The organism is Burkholderia sp. BCC0506 (genome assembly GCF_902833145.1).
Classification (GTDB): Bacteria; Pseudomonadota; Gammaproteobacteria; order Burkholderiales; family Burkholderiaceae; genus Burkholderia.
In genome coordinates this window covers 111517-124030 of record NZ_CADFEN010000010.1, presented here as the reverse complement: position 1 = coordinate 124030, position 12514 = coordinate 111517, and the positions used below count along the sequence as shown (strand labels likewise).

Below are 12514 nucleotides of genomic sequence, written 5' to 3'. Positions count from 1 at the left end.
GCGTTCGGGCGGCGCGCGGCGCGCACCGCCCGGACTCGCGTCAGAACAGCGATTCGTCGACTTCCATCAGCGTCTTCGAGCCGGCGCGCGCGGCGCGGATCGTCGCGGCCGTTTCAGGCAACAGGCGCGCGAAGTAGAAGCGGGCCGTCGCAAGCTTGGACTTGTAGAACGGATCGCCCGACGCTTCCTTGTCGAGCGCGAGACGCGCCATCCGCGCCCAGAAGTACGAGAACACCAGGTGGCCGACGGTGCGCAGGTACGGCACGGCGGCCGCGCCGACTTCGTCCGGGTTCTGCATCGCCTTCATGCCGATTTCCATCGTCAGCTTCTGCACCTTGTCGCCGATGTCCGCGAGCGGGTTGATGAACTCGGCCATCTCCGGCTTCACGCCTTCCGCTTCCGCGAATTCGGTGACGAGCTTGCCGAACTTCTTCAGCTTCGCGCCCATGTCGCCGAGCACCTTGCGACCGAGCAGGTCGAGCGACTGGATCGAGTTCGTGCCTTCGTAGATCATGTTGATTCGCGCGTCGCGCACGTACTGCTCCATGCCCCACTCGGAGATGAAGCCGTGGCCGCCGTAGATCTGCATCGCGTGGTTCGTGCACTCGAACGCGTTGTCGGTCAGGAACGCCTTGATGATCGGCGTGAGCAGCGCGACGAGGTCGGCCGCTTCCCTGCGCACCGCTTCGTCGGCGTGCGACAGCTCCTTGTCGATCTGCAGCGCGGACCAGTACGTGAACGCGCGCGCGCCTTCCGCGTAGGCCTTCTGCGTGAGCAGCATGCGGCGCACGTCCGGGTGCACGATGATCGGGTCGGCCGGCTTGTCCGGTGCCTTCGGGCCGGTCAGCGAACGCATCTGCAGGCGTTCCTTCGCGTACGTCAGCGAGTTCTGGTAAGCGACTTCCGTGAGGCCGAGGCCCTGCATGCCGACGCCGAGGCGCGCGGCATTCATCATCACGAACATCGCGTTCAAGCCCTTGTTCGGCTCGCCGACCATCCAGCCCTTCGCGCCGTCGAGGTTCATCACGCACGTCGAGTTGCCGTGGATGCCCATCTTGTGCTCGATCGAGCCGCACTTGATGCCGTTGCGCTCGCCCGGCTCGCCCGCGGCGTCCGGAATGAACTTCGGCACGATGAACAGCGAGATCCCCTTCGTGCCTTGCGGCGCGTCCGGCAGGCGCGCGAGCACGAGGTGGATGATGTTCTTCGACATGTCGTGCTCGCCGCTCGAGATGAAGATCTTCGTGCCGCTGATCGAGTACGAGCCGTCGCCGTTCGGTTCGGCCTTGGTGCGCAGGATGCCGAGGTCGGTGCCGCAGTGCGGCTCGGTCAGGCACATCGTGCCCGTCCATTCGCCCGACACGAGCTTCGGCAGGTATTGCTGCTGCAGCTCCGGCGCGCCGTGCGCGTGCAGGCATTCGTAGGCGCCGTGCGACAGGCCCGGATACATCGTCCATGCCTGGTTCGCCGAGTTCAGCATTTCGTAGAGTGCGTTGTTCACGAACGCGGGCAGGCCCTGGCCGCCGTAGTCCGGATCGCAGCCGAGCGCCGGCCAGCCGGCCTCGACGTATTGCTGGTAGGCTTCCTTGAAACCGGTCGGGGTCTTCACGACGCCGTCGCCTTCGTACGTGCAGCCTTCGCGGTCACCGACCTGGTTCAGCGGGAACAGTACCTCGGAGCAGAACTTGCCCGCTTCCTCGAGGACCTGGTTGATCGTGTCGGCGTCGAGGTCCGCATGCTTGGGCATTTGCTTGACTTCGGCTTCGACGTTCAGAAGCTCGTGCAACACGAATTGCATGTCGCGCAGCGGCGCGGCGTACTGTCCCATGACTCTCTCCAAAGGTGGGCAAAACGGCTCGAGCTCCTGGCGGGCGGGTCACGCGCCGCTAACGGCTCTCGCTCTGATACGAAACAATCGTCTTTTCCAGCGCGGCCCACGTGAGGCGCACGGCGTCCGGCGAATGCAGGAAGCGTGCGTCGTGATGCAGGCCGAGCGTGAAGCTGTACAACTCGAAGAGCATCAGTTCCGGATCCGTGTCCGTGCGCAGATGCCCTTCTTCCATCGCCTGCGAAATGGCGCGCAGCAACGCGGCACGCCAGGCGGTCACGCTCGCGATCAACTGCTCGCGCACGGGGCTGTCCGGCCGGTCGTCGTACTCCACTGCGCCGCTGATGTAGATGCACCCGGTCGTCACCTCCTGGATGCGCTTCTCGATCCAGCGCGCCAGCATCGCCCGAAGACGCGGCAGACCGCGCGACTCGCGCAGGCTCGGAAAGAACACCTCGTTCTCGAAACGATGGTGGTATTCGCGGACGACCTCGACCTGCAGGTCCTCGCGCGATCCGAAGTGCGCGAACACGCCGCTCTTGCTCATCTGCATGCGCTCGGCCAGCAGGCCGATCGTCAGCCCCTCCAGCCCGTCACGGCTGGCGAGGTCCAAAGCAGCTTCGAGTATCGCGGCACGCGTCTGTTCGCCTTTTCGCATAGCTTTTTCTGTAACCGTTCGGGGGTTCGAATAAAATCGAACGGCCGTACTATTATTGAGTGCGGCCGCTCGCGAAACAAGGAAATTATTAGAAACCGGTGTCTAACCGAGCCGCTATTTTGCGCGATTCCGGCGGGCCCGGAGCGGCTTTTCCGCACGAACGTGCGGACAGATTTTTGAAGCGAATGCTTACTCGGCGTCAGTCGTACCCGCCGACCGTCAGTGCCTTCATCACGAGACGGTATGCGGTGTACGCGAGCCAGTTCAGCAGCCGCTCGACGCGCGGGCGCGCGGCGTAGCGCGCGGCGTCGATTTCCCGGCCTTCGGCGAACGCGGTGGCGATCGCGTCGCGCAACTGGTTCGTCACGGCATCGTAGCGCACCAGCACGACGTTCGCTTCATTGTTCAGCATCAGGCTCAACGCGTCCAGATTCGATGAGCCGACCGTCGCCCAGTTGTCGTCGATCACGGCGACCTTGCCGTGCAGGATCGTCTTGTCGTATTCGGCGACGCGCACGCCCGCGCGCAGCAGCGTGTGATAGAGGAACGGCACGGCCGTATCGAGCGCCGCGAACTCCTTGCGGCCGATCAGCACCCGCACGTCGACGCCGCGCCGGGCCGCGCCGGTCAGCGCACGGCGCAGCTTGCGGCCCGGCATGAAATACGGATTGGCGAGCAGGATCCGCTGGCGTGCCTGGCCGATCGCCGCGAGATAGGCTTTTTCGATCGCACGGCGGTTCACGACGTTGTCGCGCGCGACGAACGCGACGCTCGGCTCGGTCACGACCCGCAGCGCGCCGGCCTTGATCCACCGGTGGCTGCGCATCCAGCGCCGGAACATGTCCGGGAACGCCTCGCCGCCGTGCAGCCCGGCCGCGTACTGCGCATACGGCTTGTGGCCGAACCGGATCCGGTGCCACTGCAGTTCGAACGCGGCGCGCACGTCCGACACCGCGGGCCCGGCCATCTCGACCGCGAAGTCCCAGCGCGGGAACGGCAGCGTCGCACTGCCCTGCGTGTAGTCGTCGACGATGTTGATGCCGCCGCAGAACGCGATCGCATGATCGATCACCGCGAGCTTGCGGTGCGTGCGCGAAAAGCCGAAGCGGCCGAACAGGAAGCGGTTGTAGATGCAGTGCTCGACGCCGGATTCGGCCCACGTATCGAACAGCGGCAGGCGCGCGGTGCCGATGCCGTCGGTGATCACGCGCACGCGCACGCCGCGCTGCGCCGCGCGGATCAGCGCGTCCGACACCGGGCGGCCGGCCGCATCGTCGCAGAAGATATAGGTTTCGAGCATCACCTGCTCGCGGGCGGCGTCGATCCGTTCGATCAGCGCCTGGAAGAATTCGCCGCCGGTTTCGCACAGCCGCACCGTGTTGCCGACCGTAAACGCGAGCCGCGACGCGGAGCCGCGCTCCTGCAGGAACATCTGCCGCAATTGCGCGAAGCGCTTGCGGGTCTCCGCATTCATGCGGACGAGCCGTGCGGCGCACGCGCGAGTGCCACGCGTGCGGGCAATTGCAGGATCGCCTCGGCGTTCGACGGCGAGAAGCAGCGTGCGGCCGCCTCGCGGAACGGCAGCCATGCATGGTCCACATGCTCGCGCGGCGACAACGTCACGTCGACGCGATGCGGCACGCACAGGCCGAACCAGTGCTCGACGTTGCGCGTGACGCCCGGCGCATAGCGGTGCAGGTATTGCGGATAGATCGTGTATTCGATCCGGTGATGCCAGTCGACGAGCGCGGCGGCCGGCACATCCGGCGAGCCGACCGCGATGCCGGTTTCCTCGGCCACTTCGCGCGCGGCGGTGAGCGCGAGCGGCTCGTCGAGCGTGTCCTTCGAACCGGTGACCGATTGCCAGAAATCGGGCTGGTCGGCACGCTTGATCACGAGCACATCGAGGTCGGGCGTGTAGATCACGACGAGAACGGATTCGGGGATTTTCGGCGGCTTCGTCATCTTGGTTTCATGCGGCACGAGGCCGTGCGTCGACCCGGTGCTCCGAACGTACGGCAAGTGCTGCGACTGTACCGCAAAAAACGAAAAAGGCGCATTGCTGCGCCTTTTCATGGGTGTCGTGCGTGCGTGGCCGCACACACGACGAGGTGCGAATGCGCGTTACGCCTTCGGCTGCTCCGGCTGACGCAGACGGATGTGCAGCTCGCGCAGCTGACGCTCGTCGACCGGGCTCGGCGCCTGCGTGAGCAGATCCTGCGCACGCTGCGTCTTCGGGAACGCGATCACGTCGCGGATCGAATCGGCGCCGGCCATCATCGTGACGATGCGGTCGAGACCGAACGCGATACCGCCGTGCGGCGGCGCGCCGTACTGCAGTGCGTCCAGCAGGAAGCCGAACTTCGCCTGCGCTTCTTCCGCGCCGATCTTCAGCGCGCGGAACACCTTGCTCTGCACGTCCTCGCGGTGGATACGCACCGAGCCGCCGCCGATTTCCCAGCCGTTCAGCACCATGTCGTACGCCTTCGCGAGGCAGCGGCCCGGGTCGGTCTCGAGGTACTCGAGGTGCTCGTCCTTCGGGCTCGTGAACGGGTGGTGCGCGGCGACGTAGCGCGCGTCTTCGTCGTCGTATTCGAACATCGGGAAGTCGACGACCCACAGCGGCTTCCAGCCCGCCTCGACGAGACCGTTCGCCTTGCCGAATTCCGAATGGCCGATCTTCAGGCGCAGTGCGCCGAGGCTGTCGTTGACGACCTTCGCGCGGTCGGCCGCGAAGAAGATGATGTCGCCGTCTTCAGCGCCGGTGCGCTCGAGGATCGCCGCGATCGACGCGTCGTGCAGGTTCTTGACGATCGGGCTCTGCAGGCCGTCGCGGCCCTTCGCCTTCTCGTTGACCTTGATCCACGCAAGGCCCTTCGCGCCGTAGATGCGCACGAATTCCGTGTAGCCGTCGATGTCGCCGCGCGACAGCTCGGCGCCCTTCGGCACGCGCAGCGCCGCGACCCGGCCGTCCTTCGCGTTGGCCGGCGTGCTGAACACCTTGAAGTCGACGTCCTTCATCGCATCGGTCAGCTCGGTGAACTCGAGCTTCACGCGCAGGTCCGGCTTGTCGGAGCCGAAACGCGCCATCGCTTCCGAGTACGGCATCACCGGGAATTTCGCGTCGAGTTCGACGTCGATCGTCGTCTTGAAGATGTGACGGATCATGTCCTCGAACAGGTCGCGGATTTCCTGCTCGCCGAGAAACGACGTCTCGCAGTCGATCTGCGTGAATTCGGGCTGACGATCGGCGCGGAGATCCTCGTCGCGGAAGCACTTGGTGATCTGGTAGTAACGGTCGAAGTTCGCGACCATCAGCAGCTGCTTGAACAGCTGCGGCGACTGCGGCAGCGCGAAGAACTGGCCCGCGTTCACGCGCGACGGCACGAGGTAGTCGCGCGCGCCCTCCGGCGTGCTCTTCGTGAGCATCGGCGTTTCGATGTCGATGAAGCCCTGCTCGTCGAGGTACTTGCGCGCCTCGATCGCGACGCGGTAGCGCAGGCGCAGGTTGTGCTGCATCTGCGGACGGCGCAGGTCGAGCACGCGATGCGTGAGGCGCGTCGTTTCCGACAGGTTGTCGTCGTCGAGCTGGAACGGCGGCGTGACCGATGCGTTCAGCACGTTCAGTTCGTGGCACAGCACTTCGATCTTGCCGCTCTTCAGGCCGGCGTTGACCGTGCCTTCCGGACGGTTGCGCACGAGGCCCTTGACCTGCACGCAGAATTCGTTGCGCACGCCTTCGGCGGTCGCGAACATCTCGGCACGATCCGGGTCGCACACCACCTGCACGAGGCCTTCACGATCGCGCAGGTCGATGAAGATCACACCGCCGTGATCGCGGCGGCGCTGCACCCAGCCGCACAGCGACACGGTTTGGCCCAGCAGGTGTTCGGTCACGAGACCGCAGTATTCAGTACGCATCGACATGATGTTTGCTTTCGTTCGGTTTGATCAACGGGCGCCGCAACGCGCGGCCCGGGCGATGATTCTTTACTTACAGCGGCGGCTCGACGGGACGGCGGGCGGGCGCCGGAGCCGGCGCCGAAGGCGCCACGACGCCCATCGAGACGATGTACTTGAGCGCGGCATCGACCGACATGTCGAGTTCGATGACTTCGCTCTTCGGCAGCATCAGGAAGAAGCCCGACGTCGGGTTCGGCGTCGTGGGCACGTACACGCTCACGTACTCTTCCGTCAGATGGTTGACCACGTCGCCGCCGGGCGTGCCGGTCAGAAACGCGATCGTATACGAGCCGCGGCGCGGGTATTCGATCAGCAGCGCCTTGCGGAACGCATTGCCGCTGCTCGACAGCAGCGTGTCCGATACCTGCTTGACGCTCGTGTAGATCGGCCCGACGACCGGGATGTGACGCACGACCGCGTTCCACCACGTGACGAGCTTCTGGCCGATGAAGTTCTGCGTGGCCAGCCCGACGACGAAGATGAACGCGAGCGTCAGCACCGCGCCGATCCCCGGCAGATGGAAGCCGAGCATCCGCTCGGGCTGCCACGATTCGGGCAGCAGGAGCAGCGTCTGATCCATCGTGCCGATGATGAGGCCGAGCACCCACAGCGTGATCGCGAGCGGGACGAGAACCAGCAGGCCGGTCAGAAACACCGTTTTCAGGGTCGTCTTTTTCATCATCTGCCGTCAATGAGCCGCGCCGGAAGCGCGGGTTGGTCGCGACCCGGCCGGGCCGCGACGGTCAACTGCCGGCGGCGGGCGTCGCGGCCGGAGCCGGCGCGGCGCTCGTCGTCGTCGTGCTGCCCGAACCGCTCGCCGCGGCAGGCGCGGCAGCAGCAGGCGCGGCCTCCGCCGCCGGTGCTGCGGGCGCCGCGTCGCCCGACGCCGTCGCCGGTGCGCTGGTGCCGCCCGAGCCGCCGCGGAAATCGGTGACATACCACCCCGAGCCCTTCAGCTGGAAACCGGCGGCGGTCACCTGTTTGCGAAAGGCATCCTTCCCGCATTCAGGGCATTGCGACAGCGGCGCATCGCTCATCTTCTGGAGCACGTCCTTCGCGAAACCGCACGCTTCGCATCGATAGGCGTAGATCGGCATGATATTTTTCCCGCAGAAACTGGAAACGGCTTGCAAAACCTTGAATTATAGCCGAAACCCCGGCGCGCTCCGGCAATGGCCGCGACGCCCGCACATCAGCGGCGGCGCCACGTGAGCCAGCGCTCGTGCCCGTCGAACACGGCCAGCGAATCGGTCACGGGCACATCCTCGACCAGCTCGAAATACGGCGCAAGCAGCGCGTCGAGTTCGGCACGCTCGATCCCGAACGGCGGCCCCTTCGGTTTCGCGACCACGAAGAAATAGCCGGCCAGCACGCCGCCCGTGGGCAACAGCTCGGCCATCCGCGCCGCATAGCCCGCGCGCAGGCTCGGCGGCAACGCGCACAGGAACGCACGCTCGTACACCCATTGCACGTCGAACGGCGGCCGGTACTCGAAAAAATCGGCCTGCTCGACGACGTCCGCGTGCGCGCCGAGCTGCGCCTTCGCCACAGCGACCGCCTGCGCGGCGAAATCGATCGCACGCACCGGCCAGCCGGCCTGCGCGAGCCAGCCGGCCTCCTGCGCACTGCCGCAGCCGGGAATCAGTACCGCGCACGGCTCGCGCCGCTGCGCGAACACGCGAAAGCCGTCCGGCACGCCGCCGAATTCCCACGGCGTCACGCCGCGCTCGAAGCGCTCGTTCCAGAACGACGCGCTGCCCGGGTCGCGCGTCGTGAAATCGGCGGCCGACGGTGCGGCAGGTTGCTTCGGAGCGGACATCGCCGTGCTCCCCGGTCAGGTGCCGTACGCGAGCGCGAGCAGCACGCGCGCGACGAGCGCGCCGACGCCGACGGCCAGCCCGAAGATCAGCAACGCCTGCATCAGCCGGTTCGTCCGTTTCTGCTCGACGAGGATCTGGCGCATCAGCTCCTCGCTCGCGGCGCGCGGCGCGTCGTGGCGCGCGGCCATCGCATGGTGGATCAGGCGCGGCAACTGCGGCAGCGTCTTGCTCCACTGCGGCGCTTCGACCTTGAAGCGCTCGTACCAGCCGCGCAGGCCGATCTGCTCGGTCATCCAGCGCTCGAGATACGGCTTCGCGGTCTTCCACAGGTCGAGTTCGGGGTCGAGCGAGCGGCCGAGCCCTTCGACGTTCAGCATCGTCTTCTGCAGCAGCACGAGCTGCGGCTGGATCTCGACGTTGAAGCGGCGCGACGTCGAGAACAGGCGCATCAGCACCTGGCCGAGCGAGATGTCCTTCAGCGCGCGATCGAAATACGGCTCGCACACCGCGCGGATCGCGCTTTCGAGCTCCTCGACGCGCGTCTCGGGCGGCACCCAGCCCGATTCGAGGTGCAGCGTCGCGACGCGGTGGTAGTCGCGCTTGAAGAACGCGAGGAAGTTCTGCGCGAGGTAGTTCTTGTCGAAATCGGACAGCGCGCCGACGATCCCGAAATCGAGCGCGATGTAGCGGCCGAACGTGTTCGGGTCGAGGCTCACCTGGATGTTGCCGGGGTGCATGTCCGCATGGAAGAAGCCGTCGCGGAACACCTGCGTGAAGAAGATCTCGACGCCTTCGCGCGCGAGCTTCTTGATGTCGACGCCGGCCGAGCGCAGCGTCTCGACCTGGCTGATCGGCACGCCGGTCATGCGCTCCATCACGAGCACCTGCGACGTCGAGAAATCCCAGAACATCTCGGGCACGAGCAGCAGGTCGAGGCCCGCGAAGTTGCGGCGCAGCTGGCTGCCGTTCGCGGCCTCGCGCATCAGGTCGAGCTCGTCGTGCAGGTACTTGTCGAATTCGGCGACGACCTCGCGCGGCTTCAGGCGCCGGCCGTCGGCCCACATGCGCTCGGTCCACGTCGCGATGTCGCGCATCAGCGCGAGGTCGGAATCGATCACCGGCAGCATGTTCGGGCGCAGCACCTTGACGGCGACCGCCTTGCCCGCATGCGCGCCCTGCTTCAGCTTCGCGAAATGCACCTGTGCGATCGACGCGCTCGCGATCGGCTCGCGCTCGAATTCGTCGAACAGCTCGTCGACGGGCGCACCGAGCGACTTCTCGATGATCGCGATCGCGACGGCCGAATCGAACGGCGGCACCTGGTCCTGCAGCTTCGCGAGTTCGTTCGCGAAATCGACCGACAGCAGGTCGCGGCGCGTCGACAGCACCTGGCCGAACTTCACGAAGATCGGGCCGAGGCTTTCGAGCGCGTGGCGCAGCCGCACGGCGGGCGGATCGGAGAAGCGGCGGCCGATCGTCGTGATCCGCAACAGCAGCTTCACGCGCCGGTCGTCGATCCGGGACAGCATCACTTCGTCGAGACCAAAGCGGATGACGGTGTAGACAATCTTGATGAAACGGAAAATGCGCATGCCCTGCGGCCCTCAGTGCGCGCCGCGCGGGCCGGAACCCGCGCGCGCGCCGATTTTTTGTTCGAGTCGCTCGACCCGCTTTTCGACCCGCGCGAGCGCATCGCGTGCGCGCGCCAGTTCGGCGTCGAAGCCGCCGAGCGACGCGCGCCGGACGACTTGCGGGTTCTCGTCGAGCCAGTATTCGGCGACGGAATCGAGCACGTTGCGGCCGGTGCGGCGCGCGCGCGCGCCGGCGTCGCGCACGACCGTCGCGATCCGGTACGCGGCCGCGTCGCCGACCAGCTTCGCGAGATCTTCCTCCGGTTCCCAGCGCAGGTGCTCGGCCAGCTTTGCGATCTGCGTCGCGAATTCCGCGTCGCCTTCGATCTTCACGTGCTTCATCACGGCCGCCTGGCCGCCCTGCAGGAACGCGGCGACCGTGTCGCCGGCGAGCGCGATCGACACATCGACCTGTTGCGCGTCGTGAGCGTCGACGGCCGACAGGTAACCGTCGGGCTGCACCAGCAGCGTGAGCGTGACGGGAGGCACGTCGATCCGGGCAGTCTTGCCCGCATACGGAATCAGGCGGTCGCGCGCCCAGGATTCGCGTGCGAGCAGGTGATTGACGGCAGCAGCAAAAGGCTTGGCGGCAAAAGTCATCGGGCTGGGAAAGAAAAAACCCGCGCGGGCCGGGCGCCCACGCGGGTTTCTATTGTAACGTCGGATCGACGGCAGACCGTGCCTGACCGTACACCCGGGCGGCAAGCGGTCGCAGTGCGGCGACCGCTGCCCGGGCGCCCGGCAGCGCGGGCCGCCGGCCACGCTCAGTGCGTGTTGATCTGCTGGATACCCGCGAGCAGCCAGCCCTGACTGCCCGACTTCGACAGGTTCCACACCTCGTCGAACGGCGCCGCCGACGTGTTCGCCGATTCGCGGATCAGACCGTGGAAGCGCACGCTCGCCGACTGCTCGATGCCGCGATCCTCGATCGCGACCAGTTCCGCGTCGAGCTGCACGACGTCGGTCTGGTTCGCGTCGTTGCCGCGCGAATCGAGGTCGATCTTGATCTCGGCGAACATTTCCGGCGTCGTGAACTCGCGGATGTCGGCCAGGTTGCCCTGGTCCCACGCCGCCTGCAGGCGCACGAAGTAGACTTTCGCGCTGCGCAGGAACGCTTCGGTGTCGAAGCCGGCCGGCACCTGCAGCGGCGCCGCTGCCGCCGCTGCCGCGCCGGCGGCCGCTGCGCCGCCGCCGAACACGCCTTGCGCTTCGTTCGCATAGCTGCTGCCGCTACCCGCGTAGTTGCCGCCGGTGTTGCCCTGCTGGAACGACGGGCCTTGCGAGTAGCCGCCCGACGACGACGACGCGCCGCCGACCGAATACGCCGGCTCCTGCGGGCGGCGACGATTCATGAACTTGCGGATCAGCCAGATGCCGACCATCGCGAGCAGCGCGATCACGATCACGTTCGCCATCATGCTCGCGAACGCGCCGCCGAGACCGAAGTGCGACAGCAGCGCCGCGATGCCGAGACCGGCCGCGAGGCCGGCGATCGGCCCGAGCCAGCGCGAGCGGTTGGGCTGCGCGGCCGGCGTGGGCGCGGCCGGATTCGTGCGCTGCGCCTGCGACGGCGCGGCCTGCTGCATCGGCTGTTGCGCCGGCGGCGTGGCCTGGCGCTGCGTGACGGTGGAATTCTGGCGGCCGATGCTGCGCCCGCCGCCCATGCGCTTGGCTTCGGCGTCGAGCGACGCGAACGTGCCGGCCGTGAGCAGGCCGACCATCAGCAGCGTGCCGACCCGTCGAGCCCACGGCTTCGACGGCTTGCTACGGTTGAACAACGAACGCGATTCGGACATCAGCTTCTCCAGATGTAAGGCGAATGTATGGAAAGAACCCCTTAGTACTTGGTTCCGAGGTGTAAAGCTACCACGCCACCTGACAAATTGTAATATTTGACGGCGTCGAGGCCCGCTTGTTCCATCATCGTCTTCAGCGTGTCCTGATCGGGGTGCATCCGGATAGATTCAGCAAGATACCGATAACTTTCAGCATCTTTCGCGAACTTGTCGCCAAGCCACGGTAATACTTTGAAAGAATACAGATCGTACGCTTTTTTCAGCGGATCCCAGACTTTCGAGAATTCCAGCACCATCACGCGGCCGCCGGGCTTCGTCACGCGGCGCATCTCGGCGAGCGCGACGTCCTTGTGCGTCATGTTGCGCAGCCCGAAAGCGACCGTGACCACATCGAAGTAGTTGTCCGGAAAGGGGATTTTCTCGGCGTCGCACAGCAGCGACGGCGTCACGATGCCCTTGTCGAGCAGCCGGTCGCGGCCCACGCGCAGCATCGATTCGTTGATGTCGGTATGCCAGACCTCGCCCGTCGGCCCGGCCGCCTTCGCGAACGACTTGGTCAGGTCGCCGGTGCCGGCCGCGATGTCGAGCACCTTGAAGCCGGGGCGCACGTTCGCCTGCGCGATCGTGAACGCCTTCCACGCGCGGTGCATGCCCGCCGACATCAGGTCGTTCATCAGATCGTAGTTGCTCGCGACCGAATGAAACACGCCCGCCACTTTCTTCGCTTTTTCGTTTTCCTCGACGCTTTCGAAGCCGAAGTGGGTTTTGCTCATCGCGTTGATCCTCAGTAAATGGCAAGACGGCGCCGAGCGGGCGCC

At 66.2% G+C, this 12514-nt stretch carries 12 protein-coding genes; all 12 read right to left on the bottom strand.

The features are described from left to right. Positions 1-40 precede the first annotated feature (40 nt). Entirely contained in the window at positions 41-1828 is a 1788-nt protein-coding gene (locus tag HWX62_RS22905) for an acyl-CoA dehydrogenase C-terminal domain-containing protein (protein ID WP_175927795.1), read from the bottom strand. Between the two features lie 58 nt (positions 1829-1886). Next, positions 1887-2486: a TetR/AcrR family transcriptional regulator gene (locus HWX62_RS22900; protein ID WP_006485742.1), complete on the bottom strand. Its 600-nt coding sequence runs from the start codon at positions 2484-2486 to the stop codon at positions 1887-1889. A gap of 199 nt (positions 2487-2685) precedes the next feature. After that, on the bottom strand, positions 2686-3960 hold the full coding sequence (gene clsB, locus HWX62_RS22895) for a cardiolipin synthase ClsB (protein WP_175927796.1): 1275 nt from the start codon (positions 3958-3960) through the stop codon (positions 2686-2688). Then, the gene (nudB, locus tag HWX62_RS22890) at positions 3957-4451 is read right to left on the bottom strand and encodes a dihydroneopterin triphosphate diphosphatase (protein ID WP_175927797.1); all 495 of its coding nucleotides are present in this window, start codon (positions 4449-4451) and stop codon (positions 3957-3959) included. Before nudB ends, clsB begins: the two co-directional genes overlap by 4 nt. Positions 4452-4610: 159 nt before the next feature. Continuing rightward, positions 4611-6413: an aspartate--tRNA ligase gene (gene aspS, locus HWX62_RS22885; protein ID WP_175927798.1), complete on the bottom strand. Its 1803-nt coding sequence runs from the start codon at positions 6411-6413 to the stop codon at positions 4611-4613. A gap of 67 nt (positions 6414-6480) precedes the next feature. Beyond that, positions 6481-7131 (bottom strand): DUF502 domain-containing protein, encoded by a 651-nt coding sequence (locus HWX62_RS22880; protein WP_006477842.1) that lies wholly within the window; start codon positions 7129-7131, stop codon positions 6481-6483. A 61-nt stretch (positions 7132-7192) separates the two neighbouring features. Beyond that, the gene (locus tag HWX62_RS22875; RefSeq protein ID WP_175927799.1) at positions 7193-7546 is read right to left on the bottom strand and encodes an FmdB family zinc ribbon protein; all 354 of its coding nucleotides are present in this window, start codon (positions 7544-7546) and stop codon (positions 7193-7195) included. A 95-nt stretch (positions 7547-7641) separates the two neighbouring features. Next, the gene (locus tag HWX62_RS22870; RefSeq protein ID WP_175927800.1) at positions 7642-8268 is read right to left on the bottom strand and encodes an SAM-dependent methyltransferase; all 627 of its coding nucleotides are present in this window, start codon (positions 8266-8268) and stop codon (positions 7642-7644) included. A gap of 15 nt (positions 8269-8283) precedes the next feature. After that, complete coding sequence (gene ubiB / locus HWX62_RS22865) at positions 8284-9861, bottom strand: ubiquinone biosynthesis regulatory protein kinase UbiB (RefSeq protein ID WP_175927801.1); 1578 nt, start codon at positions 9859-9861, stop codon at positions 8284-8286. 12 nt (positions 9862-9873) lie between these two features. Continuing rightward, entirely contained in the window at positions 9874-10500 is a 627-nt protein-coding gene (locus HWX62_RS22860) for an SCP2 sterol-binding domain-containing protein (RefSeq protein WP_011546187.1), read from the bottom strand. A gap of 164 nt (positions 10501-10664) precedes the next feature. Beyond that, entirely contained in the window at positions 10665-11696 is a 1032-nt protein-coding gene (locus HWX62_RS22855) for a TIM44-like domain-containing protein (protein WP_175927802.1), read from the bottom strand. Between the two features lie 41 nt (positions 11697-11737). Further along, positions 11738-12469: a bifunctional demethylmenaquinone methyltransferase/2-methoxy-6-polyprenyl-1,4-benzoquinol methylase UbiE gene (gene ubiE / locus HWX62_RS22850; RefSeq protein WP_175927803.1), complete on the bottom strand. Its 732-nt coding sequence runs from the start codon at positions 12467-12469 to the stop codon at positions 11738-11740. Positions 12470-12514 lie beyond the last annotated feature (45 nt).

What these genes read in the sequence shown, in the direction of transcription:
- aspS (WP_175927798.1), bottom strand. Translation starts at nt 6,413, where the DNA reads ATGTCGATGCGTACTGAATACTGCGGTCTCGTGACCGAACACCTGCTG.
- HWX62_RS22860 (WP_011546187.1), bottom strand. Translation starts at nt 10,500, where the DNA reads ATGACTTTTGCCGCCAAGCCTTTTGCTGCTGCCGTCAATCACCTGCTC.
- HWX62_RS22880 (WP_006477842.1), bottom strand. Translation starts at nt 7,131, where the DNA reads ATGATGAAAAAGACGACCCTGAAAACGGTGTTTCTGACCGGCCTGCTG.
- nudB (WP_175927797.1), bottom strand. Translation starts at nt 4,451, where the DNA reads ATGACGAAGCCGCCGAAAATCCCCGAATCCGTTCTCGTCGTGATCTAC.
- HWX62_RS22905 (WP_175927795.1), bottom strand. Translation starts at nt 1,828, where the DNA reads ATGGGACAGTACGCCGCGCCGCTGCGCGACATGCAATTCGTGTTGCAC.
- HWX62_RS22875 (WP_175927799.1), bottom strand. Translation starts at nt 7,546, where the DNA reads ATGCCGATCTACGCCTATCGATGCGAAGCGTGCGGTTTCGCGAAGGAC.
- HWX62_RS22900 (WP_006485742.1), bottom strand. Translation starts at nt 2,486, where the DNA reads ATGCGAAAAGGCGAACAGACGCGTGCCGCGATACTCGAAGCTGCTTTG.
- HWX62_RS22870 (WP_175927800.1), bottom strand. Translation starts at nt 8,268, where the DNA reads ATGTCCGCTCCGAAGCAACCTGCCGCACCGTCGGCCGCCGATTTCACG.
- clsB (WP_175927796.1), bottom strand. Translation starts at nt 3,960, where the DNA reads ATGAATGCGGAGACCCGCAAGCGCTTCGCGCAATTGCGGCAGATGTTC.
- ubiB (WP_175927801.1), bottom strand. Translation starts at nt 9,861, where the DNA reads ATGCGCATTTTCCGTTTCATCAAGATTGTCTACACCGTCATCCGCTTT.
- ubiE (WP_175927803.1), bottom strand. Translation starts at nt 12,469, where the DNA reads ATGAGCAAAACCCACTTCGGCTTCGAAAGCGTCGAGGAAAACGAAAAA.
- HWX62_RS22855 (WP_175927802.1), bottom strand. Translation starts at nt 11,696, where the DNA reads ATGTCCGAATCGCGTTCGTTGTTCAACCGTAGCAAGCCGTCGAAGCCG.